The organism is Arthrobacter sp. 24S4-2 (assembly GCF_005280255.1).
Classification (GTDB): domain Bacteria; phylum Actinomycetota; class Actinomycetes; order Actinomycetales; family Micrococcaceae; genus Arthrobacter.
Window position 1 is genome coordinate 4,037,265 of the sequence record NZ_CP040018.1, and the last position, 21,931, is coordinate 4,059,195.

Here is a 21,931-nt window from a genome sequence, read left to right on the forward strand (position 1 = left end):
GGCTTATTCTACGGTCACGCTCTTGGCCAGGTTGCGTGGCTGGTCCACGTCGTAACCCTTGGCCGTGGCAAGTTCGAGGGCGAAGATCTGCAGCGGCACGGTGGCCAGCAGGGGCGCCAGGAGCGTGGGCGTCTCCGGGATGTAGAAGACGTGCTCGGCGTAGGCCTTGACCGCTTCGTCGCCTTCCTCGGCGATCACGATCGTCTTCGCGCCGCGGGCCCGGACCTCCTGGATATTGGAGACCACCTTGGCGTGCAGCGAGTTGCGGCCGCGCGGGGAGGGAACCACAACGAACACCGGCTGGCCCTCCTCGATCAGGGCGATCGGGCCGTGCTTGAGCTCGCCGGCGGCAAAGCCTTCGGCGTGGATGTAGGCCAGTTCCTTGAGCTTGAGCGCGCCTTCCATGGCCACCGGGAACCCGACGTGGCGGCCCAGGAACAGCACCGACTTCGCGTCCTTCATCGAGCGGGCCAGCTCCTTGATCTCGTCCGCGTGGTCCAGGACGCGCTGAATTTTCGCCGGGACCTTGCCGAGGTCGGCCAGGATGTCCTTGATCTCGCCCTGGAACTTGTTGCCGCGCAGCTGTGCCAAGTAAAGGCCCAGCAGGTAGGCGGCGGTGATCTGCGCCAGGAAGGCCTTGGTGGACGCGACGGCGATCTCGGGCCCGGCGTGGGTGTACAGCACGGCGTCGGATTCACGCGGGATGGTGGAGCCGTTGGTGTTGCAGATGGAGAGCGTCTTGGCGCCCTGTTCCTTGGCGTAGCGGACGGCCATCAGGGTGTCCATGGTCTCGCCGGACTGTGAGATGGACACAATCAGGGTGTTCTCGTCCACGATCGGATCCCGGTAGCGGAACTCGTGGGAGAGCTCCACCTCGGTGGCAATGCGGCACCAGTGCTCGATGGCGTATTTGGCCACCTGGCCCGAATACGCGGAGGTGCCGCAGGCCAGCACGATGATCTTGTTGATCTTCTTCAGGTGCTCCGGGTCGATGCGCATTTCATCGAGGGTCAGCTTGCCGTCGAGGTCCGAGCGGCCCAGCAGGGTATTGGCGACGGCGTCGGGCTGGTCGTGGATTTCCTTTTCCATGAAGGACGGGTAGCCGCCCTTCTCGGCCGACGCCGGATCCCAGTCCACGTGGTATTCCTTGCCCTGGGCCGGGGCGCCGAAGAAGTCCGTGATCTCCACGGAGTCTGCGGTGATGGTGACGATCTGGTCCTGGCCCAGCTCCACGGCGCGGCGGGTGTAGTCGATGAAGCCGGAGACGTCCGAGCCGAGGAAGTTCTCGCCCTCGCCCAGGCCCACCACGAGGGGCGAGTTGCGCCGGGCAGCGACGACGACGTCCGGCTGGTCCGCATGCACGGCCAGGAGGGTGAAGGCGCCTTCCAGGCGCTGGCAGGCAAGCTGCATGGCCTTGGCCAGGCCGCCGTTGGAGGCGTCACCGTTCAGTTTGTTCCGGAAGATGTCGCCCAGGAGCGCGGCGGCCACCTCGGTGTCCGTTTCGGAAGCGAACGTTGTGCCGCTTTCCAGCAGTTCCAGCTTGAGCTCGGCGAAGTTTTCGATGATGCCGTTGTGGATCAGGGCGAGCTTGCCGCCGTCGGCCAGGTGCGGGTGCGCGTTCTGGTCGGTGGGACCGCCATGGGTGGCCCAGCGGGTGTGGCCGATTCCCGTGACGGAGTCCGGCAACGGATGCTCTTCAAGTTCCGTGAGCAGGTTGCTCAGTTTTCCGGATTTCTTGCGGGACGAAATGGTTCCGTCAGCCACCACGGCGACGCCGGCGGAGTCATATCCGCGGTACTCCAGGCGGCGGAGTCCCTCAAGGACAACGTCCAACGCGCTGTGGCCAACATTTACCCGGCCCGACGAATGGCCTACGTATCCTACGATTCCACACATAGAGCCAAGCTTATATGGCCGAGCGGGGCGCCGCCGTCGGACGTGGCCTCCTTGCCGGGCCGCGGGCCGTCGTTTACGGCGCTTCCCGGGCCCTCCATTTCGCTCTCGGCGTCGCGGAGGGCAGAATCTCTAACGTGACTTTGCAACGCAATGAAGCGAACGGAGAGGGTGTCTCCCCGTTCGTGGAGCTGGACAGGCAGACCTGGTCCCGGCTCGCAGCCCAGATGGAACAGCCTCTGAACGAAGAGGACGTGGTCCGTCTCCGAGGGCTCGGTGATCCGCTGGACATGAAGGAAATCCGCGAAGTCTATCTGCCCCTCTCCCGGCTGCTTCATCTCTATGTGGAGGCCGCGGGCCAGCTGCACGCCGCCACCACAACGTTCCTTGGGGAACAGACCCAGCGCACGCCCTTCGTGATCGGCGTTGCAGGTTCGGTGGCCGTAGGAAAGTCGACCATCGCCCGTGTGCTGCGCGAGATGCTCCGGCGCTGGCCCGGCACCCCGAACGTGGAGCTCATCACCACCGACGGGTTCCTGTATCCCCTGGCCGAACTCAATCGCCGGCACCTCCTGGAGCGCAAGGGTTTCCCGGAGTCCTATGACCGCCGCTCGCTCCTCCGGTTCGTGAGTGAGATCAAGGGCGGGGCCGAGGAAGTCCGGGCGCCCTGGTATTCCCACGTCACGTACGACATCGTCCCCGGCAAGGAAGTGGTGGTCCGCCGGCCCGACGTTCTGATCGTGGAGGGCCTGAACGTCCTGGCACCCGCCCGTCCCCGGCACGACGGCAAGCAGGGGCTGGCCCTGAGCGACTTCTTCGACTTCTCCATTTATGTGGACGCCAAAACCTCCTACATCGAGGAATGGTACGTGGACCGGTTCCGCAAGCTGCGCACCACCGCCTTCGCCCAGCCGGAGTCCTACTTCCACAGATACGCGACGCTGTCCGACGATGAAGCCGAAACCACCGCGCGCGACATCTGGAAGCGCATCAACGAGCCGAACCTGGAAGAAAACGTCCTCCCCACGCGGGGCCGGGCCCAGCTGGTGCTCACCAAGGAAGCGGACCACTCCATCCGCCGCATGCTGCTGCGGAAGGTCTAGCACACGTGTGCCACAACTGTGCTGGGACGGCGGGTACTCCTTCCGCTTTGGGCGCCGCGGTGGCGGCTTCAGCGGCTTCAGCTTTGGGGGCCGGGCCGAGCAGGAGGTCTGTTGCGAGGCTGCTGGCCCTCGGTGCCGGGCTGACTGCCCTGGCAGCCTGCACGCCCGACGGCGGGACCCGGCCGCCGTCGTCGTCCTCCCCGTCCGGAACGTCCGCGTCCGCCTCGCCGGCGGCAGTTTCGGAGTCTGCAGGGCCGGAGACGTCCACTGCTGCCGCCACTGAACCGGGGACGGCTTCAGCGTCTGCGCCCGCGCCGACCTCGGCGCCGACGCCCACGTCGCCCGCGGCCGGCTTAGCGAAGCAGTATTCGCTGACGGATCCCGCCAGCCCGTGGCTGGTGGTCAACAAGCACCGACCGCTGTCCCCCGCCGACTACGTCCCGGCCGACCTGGTCCAGCCCAACATCGCGCTGGCGGTTTCCGGCGAAGCGGCCCAGCTGAACAGCACGACGGCGGCCGCCGCGGAACAGATGTTCGCTGCGGCAGCGCAGGACGGCGTGAGCATGACCCTGGCCAGCGGCTACAGGTCGTATGCCACGCAGGTGGCCACGTACAACAGTTACGTTGCGTCCCGGGGCCAGGCTGAGGCGGACACGGCCTCGGCCAGGCCGGGCTTCTCGGAGCACCAGACCGGCTGGGCGTTTGACATCGGCGACGGCGGCGGGGCCTGCGGGTTCCAGCCCTGCTTCGCCGAGCAGCCGGCCGCGGTGTGGGCCAAGGCCAACGCCAACCGTTTCGGCTTCGTGGTGCGGTACCCGTGGATGCTCCACGAGATCACGGGCTACTACTACGAGCCCTGGCACCTGCGGTTCATCGGGGTGGAGGCCGCCGCGGACATGGCCAACCGCGGAATCGCGACGCTGGAAGAGTACTTCGGACTGGAAGCGGCGCCGGGGTACCTTTAGGACCCACTTGGCTCACGGGTGATCCGCGACACACCCCGTGAAATTACCTTTCAGTCACGTGGTGTTTACAGGGCTGCGCTAGCTTTGGAGCTATGTTGACCGGATTCAAGAATTTCATCATGAAGGGCAACGTCGTTGACCTTGCCGTCGCTGTGGTCATGGGTGCCGCCTTCGGAGCGGTGGTGACCTCCATCGTTCAAGGCTTGCTGACTCCGCTGATCGGCCGCCTGTTCAATGCCAAGGGCATTGAAGACATGCAGTGGGAAGGGTTTATGTATGGCTCGGTGATCTCGTCCATCATTTCGTTCCTGCTCATTGCATTTGCCATCTATTTTGTGGTGGTTCTGCCTATGAACCACATGATCGAACGCCGCAACCGTCGCCTTGGCATCGATACCGAGGTCAAGGAAGAGGCCGCCGAAGACCCCCAGATTGCACTTCTCACGGAGATCCGCGACTCGCTCCAGAGCGGCAGTCGCCGGGTGTAGTTCCTGGACATTACGAAAGCGGTCCGCCTCTGGATGGAGGCAGACCCCTTTTTTTGTCCTTCTGAGGGGCATGGGGTCGAGGGGCTTCTCCTCGGTGGCGGCACACGCCTTGTCCACGTTCATGAAGTTGAACATCGGCTGCGGGAGTCCGGCGAAGGACTGCCATTGCACAGCAGATTCGGGTGCACTACCGTGTCCACTGAACAACCACTTCTTGTGGACCTTGGAACGTCGGTAATTAAGCCGACGCTCTAGTGTGGATATGAGCCACGCGCGCACTCTTCCAAGAAGGGTTTCGCCCGATGGCAAACTGCACCAAGATCACCTATCCGACCCTCTGGCACGCTAACCATGTGCTCCAAACAATCGTTCGCAAGAGCTCGTCATCTGACGGCAAACTGCCCGCTAGCGTCTACCCGTGCTCAGGCTGCAAGGGATGGCATTTGACATCGAAAAAGGCGGCTGGAAAGGCCAAGAAATGGCAACTACAGCCCTCGTGACAATGCCATCACCAAGCCAACGGCCCTTACTGGTCTGGCTCAGACGGCCGGCGCTACCGCCAGGCGTTCCTCCACCACAGTGGCGAGCCGCTTGCAGATGCGTTCGGCGGTGGGCATGTCGGCTGCCTCCACCATGACGCGGACCAAGGCTTCTGTTCCGGAGGGCCGCAGGAGCACCCTGCCGGTCTCTCCCAGCTCTTCGGAAGCCTCGGCCACGGCAGCGAGGACTCCCTCGTCCGTGCCCGCCCGTGCTTTGTCCACGTTCTTGACGTTGATCATCAGCTGCGGGAGCTTGGTCATCACGGTGGCCAGTTCCTTCAACGAGCGTCCGGTGAGAGCCACCTGGGCGGCCAGCTGCAGGCCGGTCAGGAGGCCATCACCCGTGGTGGCGTGATCGGCGAAAATAACGTGACCGGACTGTTCGCCACCCAGGTTGAATCCGCCGTCGCGCATTTCCTCGAGCACGTAGCGGTCTCCCACGGCGGTCTCGCGGATGCTGATGCCGGCGTTGCGGAGGGCGATCTTCAAGCCGAGGTTGCTCATGACCGTGGCCACCAGGACGTTGTCCTTGAGTTTGCCGGATTCCTTCAATGCCAGGGCGAGGATGGCCATGATCTGGTCACCGTCCACCTCGTTGCCTTCGTGGTCGATGGCCAGGCACCGGTCGGCGTCGCCGTCGTGCGCGATGCCCAGGTCGGCGCCGTGCTCCACCACTGCGCGCTGGAGGGGGCCCAAGTGAGTTGAGCCCACGCCGTCGTTGATGTTCAGTCCGTCGGGATCAGCGCCGATGACCACTATCTCGGCCCCGGCGTCGTTGAAGAGCTGCGGGGAACAGCCGCTGGCGGCGCCGTTGGCGCAGTCGAGGACGATCTTCAGCCCGTCGAGGCGGTGCGGCAGAGTGCCCAGCAGGTGCACGATGTACCGGTCCTCGGCGTCGGAGAAGGTCGAAATGCGGCCCACGTCGCTTCCGGTGGGGCGGAATGCGTCCCTACCCATCTGTTCCTCGATGGCGTCCTCAACCTCGTCAGGGAGCTTCTGGCCGCCCCTGGCGAAGAACTTGATGCCGTTGTCCGGCGCCGGGTTGTGGGAGGCGGAGATCATCACGCCGAAGTCTGCGTTGAGGTCGGCCACGAGGTAGGCGGCGGCCGGAGTGGGAAGCACGCCGGCGTCGTACACGTCGATTCCGGAGCTGGAGAGCCCGGCCGAGACGGCAGCGGAGATGAACTCGCCGCTCGCACGCGGATCCCGGGCCACCACGGCGCGCGGCCGGGCACCGTTGGTATTGCGCTTGTGGCCGAGGACGACGGCGGCCGCCTGGGCCAGCTGCATTGCCAGCTCCGCTGTGAGCAGGCCGTTAGCAAGGCCCCGGACACCATCTGTTCCAAATAATCTAGACATCGGGTCAAGTTTAGACGATGGACCCGCCGGCGACTGGCGGTGCCACGTCTGGCCAGATGAGCAGCCTCTGAGGGAGGGGTAGTACGCGACGCTGACCGGCCTCTCGCTTGCGACTACTTGTTTATTGCTTGCGTGTACTCATCTTTGCCAAAAAGCCTCGCCACGCCTATATCCGTCTCTCTACTATTCGAGGCATGACACCTAGCTCTGGGGGCTTGGCGCTCGAAATCGTTGTACCGGTCTTTAACGAAGAGTCGGTGCTCGAAAAAAGCATCAGTCGGCTCGCCAATTACTTATCGCAGGAAATGCCTTCAACGTGGCAAATTACAATTGCGGATAATGCCAGTACCGATAATACGGCTGCCATTGCTATTCGTTTATCGACCCAACTGCCAAACGTTGTATATCGCAGACTCCAGGTCAAAGGCCGGGGCCATGCGCTGAGGGACGCGTGGGGGGCCTCGACCGCCAAAGTCCTCGCCTACCTCGATGTCGACCTCTCGACTGATCTAGCTGCTCTGCCGCCGCTAGTTGCACCTCTTCTGTCAGGCCACTCAGACATATCGATCGGCACCAGGTTGGGCGCTACTTCCAGGGTCAGCCGTGGTCCCAAGCGCGAATTCATTTCACGTTCGTATAACTTCCTTCTCAAGCGGACCATGCAGGTCAAGTTCTCCGACGCGCAGTGCGGGTTCAAGGCCATTCGGGCCGATGTTGCCCGTAGATTGCTTCCACTGGTCGAGGACAATGGCTGGTTCTTCGACACCGAGCTGCTGATCATTGCTGAGCGCTCAGGGCTGCGAATTCATGAAATACCGGTGGACTGGGTTGACGATCCGGATAGCAGGGTCGACATCAAACAGACGGCAGTTGATGATCTTCGGGGCCTAGTCCGGGTTGGCAGCGCGCTTGTAAAGGGGACAATTCCTGTTCAGGCGATCTACGCAGAACTTGGACGCAGACCGTTTGTGCCACCGGGAAGGCCAAGCTTCTTTGGCCAGGTGCTGCGATTTGGCTTGGTGGGAGCCGCGTCGACGCTCGCCTTTGCATTGCTCTACCTTGTTCTTCAGGGACCGATGGGAGCACAACAGGCGAACTTCATGTCCTTGTTGTTGACCGCAATTGGCAATACAGCGGCCAACCGCCGGTTTACGTTCGGCATCCGGGGCCCCACTAGGCTCTTTACCCAGCAAATCCAAGGGCTGGTTGTCTTCCTACTGGCCTGGGGAATTACATCGTCCTCGCTTTCGATTCTCCATGGCGTCTACTTCGATGCCGCTCCGAGCCATGAACTGATCGTTCTAACTTCGGCCAATGTTCTGGCCACCCTGATGAGATTCGTCTTGCTTCGGCTTTGGGTCTTCCGGAAGCACAACTCCAATGAGTCTGTCCGTGGAATCACATTGGCCCCGTCTGAAAAGGCAGCGCTGTGAGTCGCGGAGTTGCCGAGGCTACGGCGTCACCACAACACGGATTGCCATCTCGGGGAGCAGCGTCACGACGCATAATCCAATTGCTGCGGGGTCCTGCCGAAAGCCCGGCGTGGCAGCGTGCGGCATTGATTGCACTGCTGACGTTCACTGCCCTGCTATATACGTGGGGGCTTGATCGCAACGGATGGGCTAACTCTTATTACTCAGCGGCCGCAATGTCGGGTTCACTCGACTGGACCGCGTTCCTTTTCGGGTCCTCGGATCCGGGCAACGCGATCACCGTTGACAAGCCTCCCCTCAGCATCTGGATCATGGCGCTGTCGGTCCGTATGTTCGGGCTCAGTTCATGGAGTCTCCTGCTACCTCAATCGGTGATGGGAGTCCTGAGCGTGTACCTTCTGTACCGAATGGTGCAAAAGCGCTTGGACGCAACTACGGGCCTGCTGGCTGGGACATTCCTGGCGGTCATCCCGGTGTCCACGGTTATTTTCCGCTACAACAACCCGGACGCGTTGCTGACCCTGCTCATGATCGGGATTCTCTATTGCACCCTCGAGTCTGTTGACAATGCCCGCGTTCGATGGCTGCTGCTGGCGGGTGCCCTGACTGGCGCCGCCTTCCTGACTAAACAGCTTCAAGTGCTGGTGGTCCTGCCTGGGATTGCTGTCGCCTATGGCGTGTTCGCACGCGTTTCCGTAGCAAAGCGTCTGCTGCACCTATTGACGGCCCTCGCTACAGCCGCCATCGCCGCCGGCTGGTGGCTCGCAGTTGTCCAAATGACCAGCCCCGCAGATCGCCCGTTTATTGGCGGATCAAGGAACAACAGCGCCGTTGAGCTCACCCTGGGCTACAACGGTCTCGACCGGCTGACCGGCGAGGATGCAACCAGAACCATGTCCCCGGGAATCAACGCCGGGCTGACTGAGAAACTGGACGCCGGATTTCAACGATTCCTGCAGCCGCAGTTTTCGGGACAGTTCGGCTGGTTCCTGCCTTTAGCCGTAGCCGGCCTTTGTATCGGAGCCTGGCTGCTGTGGCGGCGCCAAGGAGAACCAGCCCAACGGGCCCTCCTGCTTATATGTTCGGTCTGGTTCAGTTGTTCGGCGACGGTCCTCGCATTTATGTCCGGGATCCTCCACCCCTACTATGTACTGACGGCGGTGCCTCCCTTATGTTGTCTGGCAGCGGTCGCACTCATGCGCTTACTTCGGGGCCTGGACAGCGGGCGAATTCGCCTCTTCGCAGCGGGAATCTTCGCTGCGACCATGGTTGTCGCGTTCATTACAGCAGTCCGCTCCACCGCGGACTTCCCTGGCTTCCCCGTCGCTGTGCTTGTTATTTGGAGTCTTGCAATTGCTGGGATCCTATTGCGGCCGCCTGGGGAGGTGGTCACACGAGTGGTCAGGATATTTGCAATCCTCGCGCTACTCCTTGGACCCGTACTTTGGTCTCTCAACACAGTCCTAAGCAGCCACATAGGTGCCGGAGTAGTTGCCGGGCCGAGCATTTTCAATATGAGGACAGACGACCGGGATAGGGCTTCTCCCGAAACCCCGCAAAGCTATCTATCAGTGATGTTCGGCGACTCTCCGAACTCCAAATTGCTGCAGCGATTGCAGGAAGCTCCCCCGGAAAGGACATGGACGGCGGCCGTCGTCGGTTCGGAGACGGCCGCAAACTACCAGTTGGAGTCCGGACGCGCCGTCCTACCCCTGGGTGGCTTCGACGGCACGGATCCATTTCCAACTCTGGAGCAATTCCAAGGCCTACTGGATGAAGGACGAGTTCAGTCCGTCGTGATCGAGAACCTGCCGCCGTTGACGCTCGAGGGCCGCGGAGAGTCCGCAAGAATCGTGGACTGGGTAAAGGAGAACTTTAGTGCCGAACAGGTTGGTGGGGCTGAATACTACCGGCTGGTCCGATAACGTCCGGCTATCACCGTGAGGAGGGCGGGGTCCAAGCCCTCCTCCCACATCAATGTACGTGCGGGCCTCGCAGACGGCGGCAGGCCGTCCTGTGGGGACGCCAGGCATCGTAGAGGACGATGACGTCTAAGGATCGCGGTACTCGTCGGCCAGCGCCCGACCCTGAATGGGAGATGACGACCCCCCATTGAGATCAGCCCCTGAGCGAGGCTCGCCGCAGTGATCTGCCTCCGGTTCCTTCCCACCCCACCTCGCTGTGACGCAGCTGCCCTCGGCTAGGACCTACGCGCTTTGTCCTCCAGAAGACTTCCACCTCGAAGCCCGTGCCGGGCGTACAACAAAAGCCCGCCCCGCCAAATGGCGGGGCGGGCTTCCGGTAAGCGCCAAAGGCGCTTGCAAGCGGATTTAGCGCTTGGAGTACTGCTGAGCCTTACGGGCCTTCTTGAGACCAGCCTTCTTACGCTCGATGACGCGTGCGTCACGGCGGAGGTAGCCGGCCTTCTTCAGGGTGGCGCGGTTGTTCTCGGTGTCGATCTCGTTCAGCGAACGGGCGATGCCGAGGCGCAGGGCACCGGCCTGGCCGGAAATGCCACCGCCGTGGATGCGTGCGAAGACGTCGTAAGCGCCATCCAGATCAAGGATCTTGAAGGGCTCGTTGACATCCTGCTGGTGCAGCTTGTTCGGGAAGTAGTTGGCCAGCTCGCGGCCGTTGATGATCCACTTGCCGGTACCGGGCACAATGCGAACACGTGCCACGGCTTCTTTACGACGGCCAACTGCGGCGCCGGCAACGGTCAGTGCCGGGCGTTCCTTCTTGGGCGCTTCTGCTTCCGCAGGACCGCTTTCCGAGGTGTAGCTGGTCAGGGTTTCCTCAGCCGCAACGGCTTCGGTGGTCTCTTCGTTCTGAGCCACGGTTCTCCTTGTATAGATAAGTTGTTTGGTGGCCAGGACTACTGGGCGACCTGGGAAATTTCGAAAGTCTTGGGCTGCTGAGCGGCGTGCGGGTGCTCTGCACCGCGGTACACCTTCAGCTTGCCCAGCTGCTGTGCAGCGAGGGAGTTCTTCGGGAGCATGCCCTTGATGGCCTTCTCCACAGCGCGGACCGGGTTGGATTCCAGCAGCTCTGCGTAGTTGACGGAGGTCAGGCCGCCCGGGTAACCGGAGTGGCGGTATGCGCGCTTCTGCTCCAGCTTGGCGCCGGTCAGGGCAACCTTTTCAGCGTTGATGATGATGACGAAGTCGCCCATGTCCATGTGGGACGCAAAGGTGGCCTTGTGCTTGCCGCGCAGCAGGATTGCGGTCTGGCTGGCGAGACGACCAAGGACAACGTCGGTGGCGTCAATGACGTGCCACTGGCGGTTGATATCGCCGGGCTTCGGGGTGTACGTACGCACGGTGTTTGCCTCGTTCTTGTTCTGGCGTTCTTGTTTAGGTGTCACGTAAGCGTGTGCACCTACTATCTATGCGCTACCGGAACAGAGGTGAGGGCTCTATGAATCCAGTGGTCCCGGAGTCTCGAATGTGCCCGAGGAGTAGTTATCCTGCAACCGGATTCTCAGCGGACACGCATCATCGAGAAAGGACACGCACAACGACTATCAAGAATAGCGGGTACAGAGGCCGCAGGTCAAAATAGGCTCTAGGTAGCCAGCCTGCGCCGGTCCTGATGCTCGGGCCGACGATCTTGACCACGTACAACTCCGAGCTTAGGTGCCCCGTTGACTGAAATGACCCCGGCTCCCTTGTTGGTACTCCTGTGCGCCCTAGTTGGCCTGGCCGCAGCGCCGGCCAGCCAGGCCGCGGCCCTGAGGCTGTACCCGTCCATCGAGCTGGGCGGAGGCCGCTGGCGGAGCGTGGCGAGCTTAGCCGGCACCCCCATTCTATTTGGGGCAATGGCCTGGCGGTTCGGGTGGTCGTGGGTTCTCCCGGCCTTCCTTTTCCTGAGCGCAGCTGGCGTTGTGCTGTCCCGCATTGACCTTGAGCACAAGTTGCTGCCCAACAGGATCGTCCTACCCACGCTTGGAATCGGAGTTGTGCTGCTGCTTTTGGATGCCGGCATGAACCAGCGATGGGGAAATCTGCTCGCCGCCGCGATCGGCTGCACCGTAACTTTCGTGATCTACCTGATTTTGGCGTTAATTTCTCCCCGGGGAATGGGGATGGGCGACGTAAAGCTCTCTGCGCCACTTGGTTTGTACTTGGGTTACATCTCAGTGGGGCATTTGATACTGGGCATAGCTCTTGGTTTTATTGTGGGCGCTGTTACCAGTGTTCTTCTTGTTATGGCCGGATTCGCGGGGCGGAAGACCTCGGTACCCTTCGGCCCATCCATGTTCCTGGGGTCCATAGTGGCCGTGCTGTGGGGCACCGACATCGGGCGGATTATCCTGCCCACCGTGTTCACGCGATAACCCATTCCGAGTACACCAAGTAGCCCTGTACTCCACTACTCAGGATTGCGCTCGCTCGCGGCAAGTAACGTCTAGTTACTGGAGTTAAAAAGACGAGTACAACCACGCGTTGTGTGTCTATTTGCGACTCCTGTATTCCTTAGTGCATCGAAGTTCCAGCAACGCCAAATTGGGGGAAGCGGGAAATTCGGAATCCAATTAGCACTCACAAAAGGAACACAAAATGAACTCTGCACTGGTCTCCATGGTTGCCTTCATCGCCGGCGTCAAGAACCGGCTCACTCGCGAAGAGAAGGGCGCCACGATGGTGGAGTACGGCATCATGGTCGCCTTCATCGCAGTCCTGGTGATGGCCGCGGTCATCATCCTCGGCCCGAAGATCGCCGGCCTCTTCACGGCTGTTTCGACAGCCATCTAGGCTCCTTGGCTGCGGTGGCCCTCCAGGCCACCGCAGCAAGCCCCTTCTTCCGCCGGCTGGGGAACTCTTCGAGTGGCCGGAACCGAAGGTCGAAATTTTGGTCTCACACAAGGAGCAAGTCATGAACTCATTCATTGCAACAATCAATGCCGTTCTTCACACAGCAAAAGGCAAGCTGCAAGAGGAAAAGGGCGCCACGATGGTGGAGTACGGCATCATGGTCGCCTTCATCGCCGTCATCGTAATGGTCGCAGTCATAGCACTCGGCCCCCAGATCGCAAGCCTCTTCACTTCTGTTTCAACAGCTCTCTGAGATTGCTTTCTGAGATTGTCGAAGCCAATGGGCTCTGGCGGTGGGCACAACCGCCGCCAGGGCCCATTCCACTTAATCAGGAAATATCAACCGCTCTAACAAGGTTCGGGGAGACGGTCTTGAAGTCAAAACGGAAAGAACGCGGCGCAGTGGCCGTTGAGATGGCGATCGTCCTCCCACTGCTATTAGTGATTCTTATCGGAATCATCGAATTCGGTCGAGTACTTAATGTCCAGGTCTCTCTGAGCCAGGCCGCCCGTGAAGGGGCCAGGTACGCAGCCATACATTACGACGACGCAAGCCTCAATGTTTCGGGAGCCGCGCTCGGAGGTGCGCCCTCGCTTTCCGGGCTCGCCGTGACGGTGACGGATAACGCAAGCAGTTGCTCCCCCGGGGGAAGCGTGAAAGTGACCACCAAGGTAACCATGCGTTCAATGACCGGTTTCCTCGACGCTGGCTTCTTCGGCCAGCCGGTGATATTTCCGCTGTCCATGTCTGGAGTAGGAGTAATGCGATGCGGCGGTTGAGAGCCCACGGCAAAGCACGGCACCGGGCGACCCGGAGAGCTGCACGCGACGAGCGTGGTGCTGCCTCAATCATCGTGGCCATCCTCCTCGTCGTATTGATGGGTTGCGCCGCCCTGGCCGTCGACGTCGGTGCCATGTATGCGGAGAAGGCCCAGCTTCAGAATGGGGCCGATGCCGCCGCCCTGGCAGTCGCCGGCGATTGCGCAAAGGGAAACTGCGGAACTCCGTCGGTGACGGGCTCCAATTATGCAAACAACAATGCGAATGACAGTACCAGCGGCGCCACCGTCTCATTTCCGAACGCAACGACGGTTCGGGTAGTCACGAAGGCGCGAGCGGCCGGCTCTTCAACAGATGGCTTTCCGCTCTACTTTGCCCGCGCCATGGGCTTCCAGTCCACTGACATAGGCGCAACGGCGGAGGCCATATGGGGAACCCCGTCAAAAGGCACCACCTTGCCATGGACTGTCAGTGAGTGCGTTTTCAAGAAGTACCTCTCTCCCACTCAACTCTCGGATTTGAACTCAACCGGACAATTTACGGGAGACCCAACGCCCACTCACATCCTGCTTCGATACGACACCGGTGCCACAGCGCTTCCCGGTTGTGCCGCCCAAAATGGGTACCAGCCTGGCGGCTTTGGTTGGCTTGTCACCGACACGGGTTGCTCTACGAACGTCAGCATCGGCGCGACAGTCGACGGTCAGCCGGGAAATCATTTCCCCAACGATCTCGCCTGCAACTCGGTTCTCGCCACGATCATGGACGAGCCGGTGCTTATACCTCTTTTTAGTTCGGCCACCGGTAACGGAAGCAATGCAGTCTACTCTCTGATCGGTTTCGCAGCCTTCCAGGTAACCGGGTACAAGTTCAGTGGTTCTGACGCGAATCTTGATCCCGCCGCACCGAACTGCAACGGCAATTGTCGAGGCCTCCAAGGCTTCTTTGCCCGTTTTGTGTCGCTCGACGAATTCACCTTGTCGAATAGCGGGCAACCCAATTACGGAGCCACCGTAGTTGCACTCACGCAGTAGAAGCAGCGCCCGTTCCAATAGCGGAACGGGTGCACTCAACACCAAGAAGGAGAACCGAAGTGAAATCACGCCTACTGGGAGGCATTGCAGCACTGCTGTTGGCAATCACCGGAACCGTACTACTCGTCGTGTACGTACAGGGAGCTGACAACAGGGCGCTGCAGGGGCTCGATCCCGTCAATGTGCTAGTCGTAAAAGAATCTATTCCCGCTGGAACAAAGGCCGAGGACCTCAACGGCAAAGTCCAGCTTGAGTCCATGCCGCAGTCGGCGGTGCCGGAAGGTGCCCTCGACCGGCTTAATGAACAATCAGGCAAAATTACTTCCGTTGCCTTGGAGCCGGGCGAACAACTTCTTGCAGCCAGGCTCGTGGACCCGCGGGACTTGTTGCCCGGAACCGTCCCAGTTCCCGCGGGCCTGGGGGAGGTCACTTTCCTTCTGGCACCTGAGCGGATCCTGGGCGGCCGGCTGGAAGCCGGCGACAAGGTCACCGTATATACGTCCTTCAAATCAGAAGACGGAATGCCGGCCAACGCCAACATTCCCGCCGAGATCCAGGGTTGGAAGCAGTCCACCGGCTTGCTGTTCCACGATGTCCTGGTGACAGCAGTTCAGAAGGCGGCTCCGGAAACCAAGGATACGAGCTCCGGTTCCACAGACAAGACTGTGGCGATGCCGAACGGTTCTGCCTTCGTCACGGTGGCCCGTAGTGACGCTGATGCGGCCAAGATGGTGTTTGGAGCGGAATTCGGCACCATGTGGCTCTCAAAGCAGACCGACACCACGGCCAAGTCCACTCCACCGGTCACGACATTTGGCGGGCTGTACTAATGAGCCGCTTTGTAGCTATCACCGCAGTTCGTGACTTCGAGGGTCGCGTTCGCCAGGCCATTTCGGGCGCGCTGCATGGAGAGCTGCAGACGCTTACACCAGACGTCCTCTCAGGGGGTCCCGACGACGTGTTCAAGCAGCTCCACGGAGCGCCACCGGAGGTTCTCATCCTTGGACCTGGTGTGACTCCCGAAGCCGCCTTGAAACTGGCTACGGTCTTTGATCTTCAGTACCCGGAGATCAGTCTCCTACTTGTTGCGGAGCCCAGCCCAGATTTGGTCTTGAAGGCAATGCACTCGGGGATCCGCGATGTGGTCACGCCCGAAATTGAGGTCAACGATCTCCGCGTGCTCCTGGAGCGGGCGTGTCTTGCCGCGGCTAGCCGGCGGCGCGGAATGGGCCCAGCAGCCGAACCCGACCAGGACCGCGGGCGCGTCATCGCCGTCATGTCCCCCAAGGGGGCGTAGGGAAAACCACCGTCGCAACAAATCTAGCCATTGGATTAGGCAAGGTTGCTCCAATGAGCGTGGTAATTGTGGATCTGGATCTGCAATTCGGTGATGTGGCTTCGGGTTTGCTGCTTGAACCTGAACACTCCATTACAGAGGCCGTCCACGGCGCGGCGTCGCAGGATTCAATGGTCCTGAAGGCGTTTCTGACGGTCCATCCAGCGGGCATTTACGCGCTGTGTGCCCCCCGCACGCCTTCAGAATCTGACTACATCACAGCTGATCACGTGAGCCGTCTCCTTAATCAATTGGCGAGCGAGTTCAAGTACGTCGTGGTCGATACTGCACCGGGTCTGGGGGAACATGTCCTTGCAACCCTCGAGCTGGCCACAGACGGGGTATGGGTGTGCGGCATGGACGTTCCCAGCGTCCGCGGCCTCCGCAAGTGTTTCACCGTCTTGAAGGAGCTCCAATTGCTGCCGCAAGGACGGCATACCGTCCTCAATTTCGCCGACCGCAAGAGCGGACTCTCGGTGCAAGACGTTGAAGCGACCATCGGAGTTCCCATAGACGCAGTGGTTCCACGCTCCCGAACTTTGCCGTACTCGACCAACCGTGGAATACCCGTACTACAGAGCACCTCCAGGGACTCAGCGTCCAAGGGCCTGAACAAACTAGTAGACCGCTTTGATCCCCAGTGGGTCTCCTCTACTCACAATAAATTGCACCGACGGGTGGTTGTCTCATGAAACTCTCAGATCGTCTATCCAGGACACAACGGGATGGTGCCTCGCAGCCTCCCAACGGAACAATCGGTGAAGTACCTGTTGCAGGGCTTGCCCCTTCGCTTCAATTCACTTCTCCGGCTGCCGGTGGCAGCCCCGCCGCCCTGCCGCGGCTCCGTCGCTCGGAGGAGGTCCGGTTGTCCCCGTTGTCGACGCCTTGGCGGGACTCAAACAGCGTGCCGCACTCGCTCTGTTTGAACGGATGGGAACGCGTTTCGGGGATACTTCGTCCTCCGAAGAAGAACTCCGCGCGAGCGCTGTTGAAGAACTGTCGGCTGTGATCGATCAAGAGCAGGTTCCGCTTACGCCGGAGGAACGACGTCGACTCATCCGCGACGTTGCCGACGAAGTCATGGGTCTGGGCCCGCTCCAGCGTCTCCTGGAAGATCCGGCCGTCACCGAAATCATGGTCAATCGCTGTGACCAGATCTACGTCGAGCGCCACGGACATCTGTCTCTGACAGGATCACAGTTCAGCTCGGATGACCACCTGCGGAAAGTAATCGAGCGAATCGTCTCCAAAGTGGGTCGCCGCATCGATGAATCGTCTCCGCTCGTAGATGCAAGGCTGGAGGACGGTTCGCGTGTCAATGCGATCATCCCGCCCTTGGCCGTGAACGGGCCATCACTCACCATTCGCAAGTTCAGCCAAGTGCCCCTGACTGTGCAGAACCTCATCGAATGGGGTTCCATGACGCCGGAAATGGCGGAACTCCTCAGTGCCTGTGTCCGGGCCCGGCTGAACATCATCGTTTCCGGCGGCACAGGAACCGGCAAGACCACGCTCCTTAACGTGCTGTCTTCCTTCATTCCCGAGGAAGACAGGATCGTCACCATCGAGGACGCCGTAGAACTGCAGTTGCAGCAGGACCATGTGGTCCGGCTGGAAAGCCGGCCGCCCAATATCGAAGGCAAGGGCGCAGTTTCCATTCGAGAGCTCCTTAGGAACTCGCTCCGTATGCGTCCAGACCGCATCATCGTTGGCGAAGTCCGCGGCGGCGAATCGTTGGACATGCTGCAGGCCATGAACACGGGCCATGACGGGTCGCTGTCCACGGTTCACGCAAACGCCCCTCGCGACGCCGTTGCGCGACTGGAAACGCTGGTCCTCATGGCCGGGATGGACCTCCCGTTGCGGGCGATCCGCGAGCAGATTGCCTCCGCCGTTGACCTGATCATCCAGGTAACCCGTCTGCGCGACGGCAGCCGCCGGGTCACACACGTCACGGAAGTCCAGGGCATGGAGGGAGAAATCGTCACCCTCCAGGATGCCTTCGTCTTCGATTACTCAGCAGGAATGGACGCCCAGGGCAGGTTCCTCGGCAAGCCTGTTCCTACTGGAATCCGTCCCCGGTTCCTTGATCGTTTCGCTGACCTGGGTATCTCGGTTTCCCCGGGCGTCTTCGGCGCGGCTCCGCTGCCTTCAGGGAGGCGGTAACCATGGACTCGCCGGCAGTCCTGGCATTTGCCATCTGTCTGTGCCTTGCGGCATTGGTAGTGGTCTTCCTCGTGGTGCTCAAGCCCCGGTACGGTGCCATCCCTGTGGAGCGCCGCCGCCTCTCCTCACAGGCCGAAAAATCAACCGTTAGCCGCTTCGCGCAATCAGCCGTAACGGCCGTGGATGGGGTCATTGGCGAATCCGGTGGCCCCTATAACCGGGCGGTGCTTTACAACGCCGGAGTCAAGATGGCGCCGGCTGACTTCACCGTTGCAGTCGGGATCGCGTCCCTCTTGGCAGGTGTATTCGCCTGGTTCCTGACGCACATTCTCATCGGTTTCATCGTCGCTGCCGCTGTGCCGTTCATCGCCAAGCTAGTCCTATCCGTTCTCACTGATAAGCGCCGCGGAAAGTTCGAAGCACAACTGACAGACACCATCCAGATGCTTATTGGCGGACTCCGTGTCGGACACAGCGTTATGCGGTCGATCGAGGCAGCGTCGCAGGAAGCGGACGCACCGACTTCGGAGGAACTTGCCCGCATCGTTAATGAGACCCGGATCGGCAAGGATGCCCGGGTGGCAATCGAGGATGCAGCTGACCGCATGGATAGTGAAGACTTCCGCTGGATTGCCCAGGCCGTCCAAATCAACCGGGAAGTCGGCGGGGATCTGGCCGAAGTCTTGGAGCAAGTGGCGGGAACCATTCGCGAGCGCAGCGACATCAAGGGCCAGATCCGATCTTTGAGCGCCGAGGGAAAGATGTCGGCGTACATCCTGATGGCACTTCCCATCGGTGTCGCACTGTTCCTCGGGGTCATCAATCCGGGGTATCTGAACGTCTTCGTCGAGCACATCGTCGGGATCATCCTGATGGTAACCAGCATCGTCATGTTCATCGTTGGCGGCTTCTGGCTTAGCCGTATCGTCAAGATAAAGTTCTAGGGGGAATCAAGATGAACATCATGGTGTTGTCGCTCATTGCGCTGATTGTTATCCCAATCTCGTTCCTCACGTGGTCGTTGGTGTCGATCGACCGGAGAGGCCTGGTTGCGGTCCAAACGAATCTGGGTCAGGGATTCACCGTTAACGGAAACCCCGTCATCCAGCGGACCCCGGCCTTGCTGGGGGCAGCCAAGAAGCTGACCCCAGGCGGCTATCTCGCAAAACTCGACCGATGGCTGTCTATGGCCGGACGTCCCGCGTCCATGCCGTTGGACAGGCTTATTGTCGCCAAGCCCAGTCTCGCTCTCGCCGGCGCCATGTTCGGGCTGCTCCTCTTCGGCAATTCCCCGTCGCCACAGACGTTTGCCTTGGGGTGGCGATGACCGCGTTCTTCTACTTCGTGCCAGATCTGCTGATCTACAACAAGGGTATTAAGCGCCAGCAGGAAATCGAAATGGAACTGCCCAACACTCTCGATCAGATGCTCATCTCGGTCGAAGCCGGGCTGGGTTTTGAGGCCGCGATGGCCCGCGCCGGACAAAACGGCACCGGGGCCCTGGCCCAGGAGCTGGTCCGGACACTCCAGGACATCCAGGTCGGGCGCCCTCGGCAGGAGGCCTACGCTGCCTTGGCGGCACGGTCTTCTGTGCAGGACCTCCGCAGCTTTGTCCGCGCCGTGGTCCAGGCTGACAAATACGGCATCGGGATTGCAAAGGTCCTTCGGATGCAGGCCAAGCAATCCAGGATCAAGCGGCGGCAGCGGGCCGAGGAGAAGGCCATGAAGCTTCCCGTCAAGGTGCTGTTCCCGTTGCTCCTGTGCATCTTCCCGGTCCTCTTCATCGTGATCCTTGGGCCCGCTGCGATCAACATCATCAAAGCCTTCAGCTAGGGCCTTCAAGCAGCCGGACCTCCGGTCACCAAGCCCGGACTCCCTCGGCACCCAGAACCGAGGGACGTCCGATGCCGCCCGGCACCGAGGAGCGGGATCTCGATCCGGGAGAAGGCCCTGAGCGCGTGTGAGTGCTCGTTCAGGGCCTTCGTGGGGAAACAAATCAAACAATCGAAGATTACGGACTCCCCCAGCCCAAAGCTGAGGGGGTCCTGTTGTGTGCCTAGGAACCCCCGGACGCAGACAATCCGCACGGTACACGCAGGATAAACGCAGGAAACAGGCAAGTTGGGAAGGCTTGGCACAGGGTACGCCAAGGACCGGTCGAAACCCGGAAAGTGGTTGCTACATTTTTGGCAGAGCTGGTGCAGGACCAGCCCACCCAAACTCGCTCAGGAGTCCCAATGCTTTCGACATTCAAGTACCTCGCCTCCCGCCTTCGCCGCGACGAAACCGGCGCCACCGCCGTCGAATACGGCATCATGGTGGGCCTCATCGCCGTTGTCATCATCGTGGCCGTCACCCTCCTCGGAACCACGCTCCAGGACATGTTTGTCCAGGTTCAGTGTTCGATCGGCGGCGGCGCCTACACCGCGGGCGCTGGCGGCGCCTCGGGCACTTGCGTCCAGCCGTAAGGGCAGTCCCCCACCGTCTGATGTGACCGGGTCACATCCCCAACCGCAGAGTGGCGGCGGCGACCAAGCCGCCGCCACTTCGGCTGTAAGCCCCCATTCGCCAGACGGAAAGGCAACTCCATGTCCAGGGCATCCGAGCGCGGAGCCGCAGCGGTCGAGTTTGCGATCCTGGCACCCGTCCTCGTCATGCTGCTCCTGGGCATCATGGAGTTCGGCCGGGCCTATAACGCGCAGGCCTCACTCTCGGCGGCCGCCCGCGAAGGTGTCCGGGTCATGGCCATCTCCAACGACAAAACCGCCGCCCGCACCGCAGCCAAGAACGCCGCAGTTTCACTCAAGCCGGCACTGACGGACGCGAACATCAGCTTCGGCGGTGCCTACTGCACGCCCGGCACTCAGATCACCATCACCATCAGCTACAACCTGTCCACTATGACCGGCATAGCGGGCCCGTTTCCGATGAAAGGCCAAGGGGCGATGCTATGCGGCGGCTGACACATCGGCAACGGCCACAGAACGGCAATCACGACGACGAACGCGGCGCCGTGAGCGTGGTCGTCGCCCTATTGCTGGTAGTGCTTATGGGCTTTGGCGCGATAGCGGTGGACGTCGGGATGCTTTACGCCGAACGCACCCAGCTGCGTAACGGCGCCGACGCGGCTGCCCTAGCAGTGGCACAGAGGTGCGCAAAGAACGCCACCGATCCCGACTGCTCCACCAACTCCACCCTCGCCCGCAGCTACGCCAACAGCAATGCAAACGACGGCCTCAGCAACATCAAATCCACCGTGCTGGACAAGACCAACCGCACCGTAACTGTCACGGCCGGAGCCCAGGAATCGGGCAAGGCCGCCAACGAGGTCTCGCTGTTCTTCGCCCGCGCCCTTGGTATGGACTCCGCCGAAGTCAATGCCCCTTCGACTGTCCGATGGGGCAGCCCGCTGGCGGGACGCACCGCGTTCCCCCTCGCCTTCTCCGTCTGCCAAGTGAAGGACTCCATCGGAGGTGCGCTGCAGCTCCTGCGGGACCATGGCAAGAACCAGAATGCGGACTGCATGTACGGACCGTCCGGAGCTGCGGTGGAAGGCGGCTTTGGCTGGCTTGTGCAGGACGCGGGTGTCTGCGGCGGCACCATCGATCTCGCCATCAATGAAAGCGGAAGCGACCCTGGCAACAACGCCCCCAACAATTGCTCAACAACCCTGCAGAAATGGGCGGACGAGATCACAGCCGGCCGGGACATCACAGTGCTTCTTCCCGTTTACAACGTCGTCACGGGAACCGGTAACGGAGCCAGCTATCATCTCATCGCCTTCGCGGCCTTCAAAGTGAAGGGCTGGAAATTCAGCGGCGACAGCGGAACGCCAAACACTTTCCAGAACAAGGCACCCTTCGTGGATGCCTCCCTTGAATGCCGCGGCGACTGCCGCGGCATCATCGGAAGTTTCGTCAAATACACGTCCCTGGCGGACGGCTACACCCTCGGACCGGTCGACGCCTACGGCGCAACCATCGTTCGTCTTTCCAAATAATCCGTCCCGTAACCACAGGAG

Annotated in this window: 20 protein-coding genes and 2 pseudogenes; 18 read left to right on the forward strand and 4 right to left on the reverse strand. The window is 61.2% G+C overall.

Translation table 11 applies throughout. The features are described from left to right. Positions 1–3: 3 nt before the first annotated feature. Complete coding sequence (gene glmS, locus FCN77_RS18680; protein WP_137323476.1) at positions 4–1,896, reverse strand: glutamine--fructose-6-phosphate transaminase (isomerizing); 1,893 nt, start codon at positions 1,894–1,896, stop codon at positions 4–6. Between the two features lie 125 nt (positions 1,897–2,021). Between glmS and coaA the strand changes: the two genes are divergently transcribed. The 3 genes from coaA (at position 2,022) to mscL (ending at position 4,449) form a co-directional block, all read left to right on the forward strand. Further along, complete coding sequence (gene coaA, locus FCN77_RS18685) at positions 2,022–2,996, forward strand: type I pantothenate kinase (protein WP_175417457.1); 975 nt, start codon at positions 2,022–2,024, stop codon at positions 2,994–2,996. Positions 2,997–3,055: 59 nt separating this feature from the next. Then, on the forward strand, positions 3,056–3,961 hold the full coding sequence (locus FCN77_RS18690; protein WP_254678626.1) for a D-alanyl-D-alanine carboxypeptidase family protein: 906 nt from the start codon (positions 3,056–3,058) through the stop codon (positions 3,959–3,961). A gap of 92 nt (positions 3,962–4,053) precedes the next feature. After that, positions 4,054–4,449, forward strand: coding sequence for a large conductance mechanosensitive channel protein MscL (gene mscL, locus FCN77_RS18695; protein ID WP_137323479.1), 396 nt, complete (start codon positions 4,054–4,056; stop codon positions 4,447–4,449). Positions 4,450–4,988: 539 nt separating this feature from the next. Here the strand turns inward: mscL and glmM are convergent. Further along, positions 4,989–6,347, reverse strand: a complete 1,359-nt coding sequence (glmM, locus tag FCN77_RS18700) for a phosphoglucosamine mutase (protein WP_137323480.1) — start codon at positions 6,345–6,347, stop codon at positions 4,989–4,991. A gap of 194 nt (positions 6,348–6,541) precedes the next feature. Here glmM and FCN77_RS18705 point away from each other — a divergent pair, with 194 nt between their 5' ends. Further along, a complete protein-coding gene (locus FCN77_RS18705) occupies positions 6,542–7,780 on the forward strand; it encodes a bifunctional glycosyltransferase family 2/GtrA family protein (RefSeq protein ID WP_137324858.1) in 1,239 nt (412 codons plus the stop codon). Positions 7,781–8,109: 329 nt separating this feature from the next. Continuing rightward, positions 8,110–9,705, forward strand: a complete 1,596-nt coding sequence (locus FCN77_RS18710; protein ID WP_254679041.1) for a glycosyltransferase family 39 protein — start codon at positions 8,110–8,112, stop codon at positions 9,703–9,705. A 405-nt stretch (positions 9,706–10,110) separates the two neighbouring features. Here the strand turns inward: FCN77_RS18710 and rpsI are convergent, their stop codons facing one another. Then, positions 10,111–10,617: a 30S ribosomal protein S9 gene (gene rpsI, locus FCN77_RS18715; RefSeq protein WP_104172070.1), complete on the reverse strand. Its 507-nt coding sequence runs from the start codon at positions 10,615–10,617 to the stop codon at positions 10,111–10,113. A 38-nt stretch (positions 10,618–10,655) separates the two neighbouring features. Next, positions 10,656–11,099: a 50S ribosomal protein L13 gene (rplM, locus tag FCN77_RS18720; RefSeq protein ID WP_058931751.1), complete on the reverse strand. Its 444-nt coding sequence runs from the start codon at positions 11,097–11,099 to the stop codon at positions 10,656–10,658. A gap of 333 nt (positions 11,100–11,432) precedes the next feature. Here rplM and FCN77_RS18725 point away from each other — a divergent pair, with 333 nt between their 5' ends. The 13 genes and pseudogenes from FCN77_RS18725 (at position 11,433) to FCN77_RS18785 (ending at position 21,910) form a co-directional block, all read left to right on the forward strand. Then, positions 11,433–12,116, forward strand: a complete 684-nt coding sequence (locus FCN77_RS18725) for an A24 family peptidase (protein WP_254679042.1) — start codon at positions 11,433–11,435, stop codon at positions 12,114–12,116. A 223-nt stretch (positions 12,117–12,339) separates the two neighbouring features. Further along, positions 12,340–12,534, forward strand: coding sequence for a Flp family type IVb pilin (locus FCN77_RS18730; RefSeq protein WP_175417313.1), 195 nt, complete (start codon positions 12,340–12,342; stop codon positions 12,532–12,534). A gap of 121 nt (positions 12,535–12,655) precedes the next feature. Further along, on the forward strand, positions 12,656–12,847 hold the full coding sequence (locus FCN77_RS18735; RefSeq protein WP_137323483.1) for a Flp family type IVb pilin: 192 nt from the start codon (positions 12,656–12,658) through the stop codon (positions 12,845–12,847). 149 nt (positions 12,848–12,996) lie between these two features. Then, positions 12,997–13,374: a TadE/TadG family type IV pilus assembly protein gene (locus FCN77_RS18740; RefSeq protein ID WP_254678627.1), complete on the forward strand. Its 378-nt coding sequence runs from the start codon at positions 12,997–12,999 to the stop codon at positions 13,372–13,374. Between the two features lie 74 nt (positions 13,375–13,448). Beyond that, on the forward strand, positions 13,449–14,408 hold the full coding sequence (locus tag FCN77_RS18745; protein WP_254678628.1) for a pilus assembly protein TadG-related protein: 960 nt from the start codon (positions 13,449–13,451) through the stop codon (positions 14,406–14,408). Between the two features lie 59 nt (positions 14,409–14,467). Beyond that, the gene (locus FCN77_RS18750; protein ID WP_137323486.1) at positions 14,468–15,238 is read left to right on the forward strand and encodes a Flp pilus assembly protein CpaB; all 771 of its coding nucleotides are present in this window, start codon (positions 14,468–14,470) and stop codon (positions 15,236–15,238) included. Beyond that, positions 15,238–16,436: pseudogene (locus FCN77_RS18755) on the forward strand (CpaE family protein). Before FCN77_RS18750 ends, FCN77_RS18755 begins: the two are co-directional and overlap by 1 nt. A 193-nt stretch (positions 16,437–16,629) precedes the next feature. Further along, positions 16,630–17,910 (forward strand): CpaF family protein, encoded by a 1,281-nt coding sequence (locus FCN77_RS18760; protein WP_137323487.1) that lies wholly within the window; start codon positions 16,630–16,632, stop codon positions 17,908–17,910. A gap of 71 nt (positions 17,911–17,981) precedes the next feature. Next, the gene (locus FCN77_RS18765) at positions 17,982–18,854 is read left to right on the forward strand and encodes a type II secretion system F family protein (RefSeq protein ID WP_254678629.1); all 873 of its coding nucleotides are present in this window, start codon (positions 17,982–17,984) and stop codon (positions 18,852–18,854) included. 11 nt (positions 18,855–18,865) lie between these two features. Then, positions 18,866–19,743: pseudogene (locus FCN77_RS18770) on the forward strand (type II secretion system F family protein). 404 nt (positions 19,744–20,147) lie between these two features. After that, positions 20,148–20,378, forward strand: coding sequence for a Flp family type IVb pilin (locus tag FCN77_RS18775; protein ID WP_137323489.1), 231 nt, complete (start codon positions 20,148–20,150; stop codon positions 20,376–20,378). Between the two features lie 120 nt (positions 20,379–20,498). Further along, positions 20,499–20,873, forward strand: coding sequence for a TadE/TadG family type IV pilus assembly protein (locus tag FCN77_RS18780; protein WP_137323490.1), 375 nt, complete (start codon positions 20,499–20,501; stop codon positions 20,871–20,873). Further along, positions 20,861–21,910, forward strand: coding sequence for a pilus assembly protein TadG-related protein (locus FCN77_RS18785; protein ID WP_137323491.1), 1,050 nt, complete (start codon positions 20,861–20,863; stop codon positions 21,908–21,910). Before FCN77_RS18780 ends, FCN77_RS18785 begins: the two co-directional genes overlap by 13 nt. Positions 21,911–21,931 lie beyond the last annotated feature (21 nt).

What these genes read in the sequence shown, in the direction of transcription:
- FCN77_RS18710 (WP_254679041.1), top strand. Translation starts at nt 8,110, where the DNA reads ATGTTCGGGCTCAGTTCATGGAGTCTCCTGCTACCTCAATCGGTGATG.
- glmM (WP_137323480.1), bottom strand. Translation starts at nt 6,347, where the DNA reads ATGTCTAGATTATTTGGAACAGATGGTGTCCGGGGCCTTGCTAACGGC.
- FCN77_RS18730 (WP_175417313.1), top strand. Translation starts at nt 12,340, where the DNA reads ATGAACTCTGCACTGGTCTCCATGGTTGCCTTCATCGCCGGCGTCAAG.
- FCN77_RS18780 (WP_137323490.1), top strand. Translation starts at nt 20,499, where the DNA reads ATGTCCAGGGCATCCGAGCGCGGAGCCGCAGCGGTCGAGTTTGCGATC.
- FCN77_RS18725 (WP_254679042.1), top strand. Translation starts at nt 11,433, where the DNA reads ATGACCCCGGCTCCCTTGTTGGTACTCCTGTGCGCCCTAGTTGGCCTG.
- FCN77_RS18735 (WP_137323483.1), top strand. Translation starts at nt 12,656, where the DNA reads ATGAACTCATTCATTGCAACAATCAATGCCGTTCTTCACACAGCAAAA.
- FCN77_RS18705 (WP_137324858.1), top strand. Translation starts at nt 6,542, where the DNA reads ATGACACCTAGCTCTGGGGGCTTGGCGCTCGAAATCGTTGTACCGGTC.
- glmS (WP_137323476.1), bottom strand. Translation starts at nt 1,896, where the DNA reads ATGTGTGGAATCGTAGGATACGTAGGCCATTCGTCGGGCCGGGTAAAT.
- FCN77_RS18775 (WP_137323489.1), top strand. Translation starts at nt 20,148, where the DNA reads ATGCTTTCGACATTCAAGTACCTCGCCTCCCGCCTTCGCCGCGACGAA.
- mscL (WP_137323479.1), top strand. Translation starts at nt 4,054, where the DNA reads ATGTTGACCGGATTCAAGAATTTCATCATGAAGGGCAACGTCGTTGAC.
- FCN77_RS18785 (WP_137323491.1), top strand. Translation starts at nt 20,861, where the DNA reads ATGCGGCGGCTGACACATCGGCAACGGCCACAGAACGGCAATCACGAC.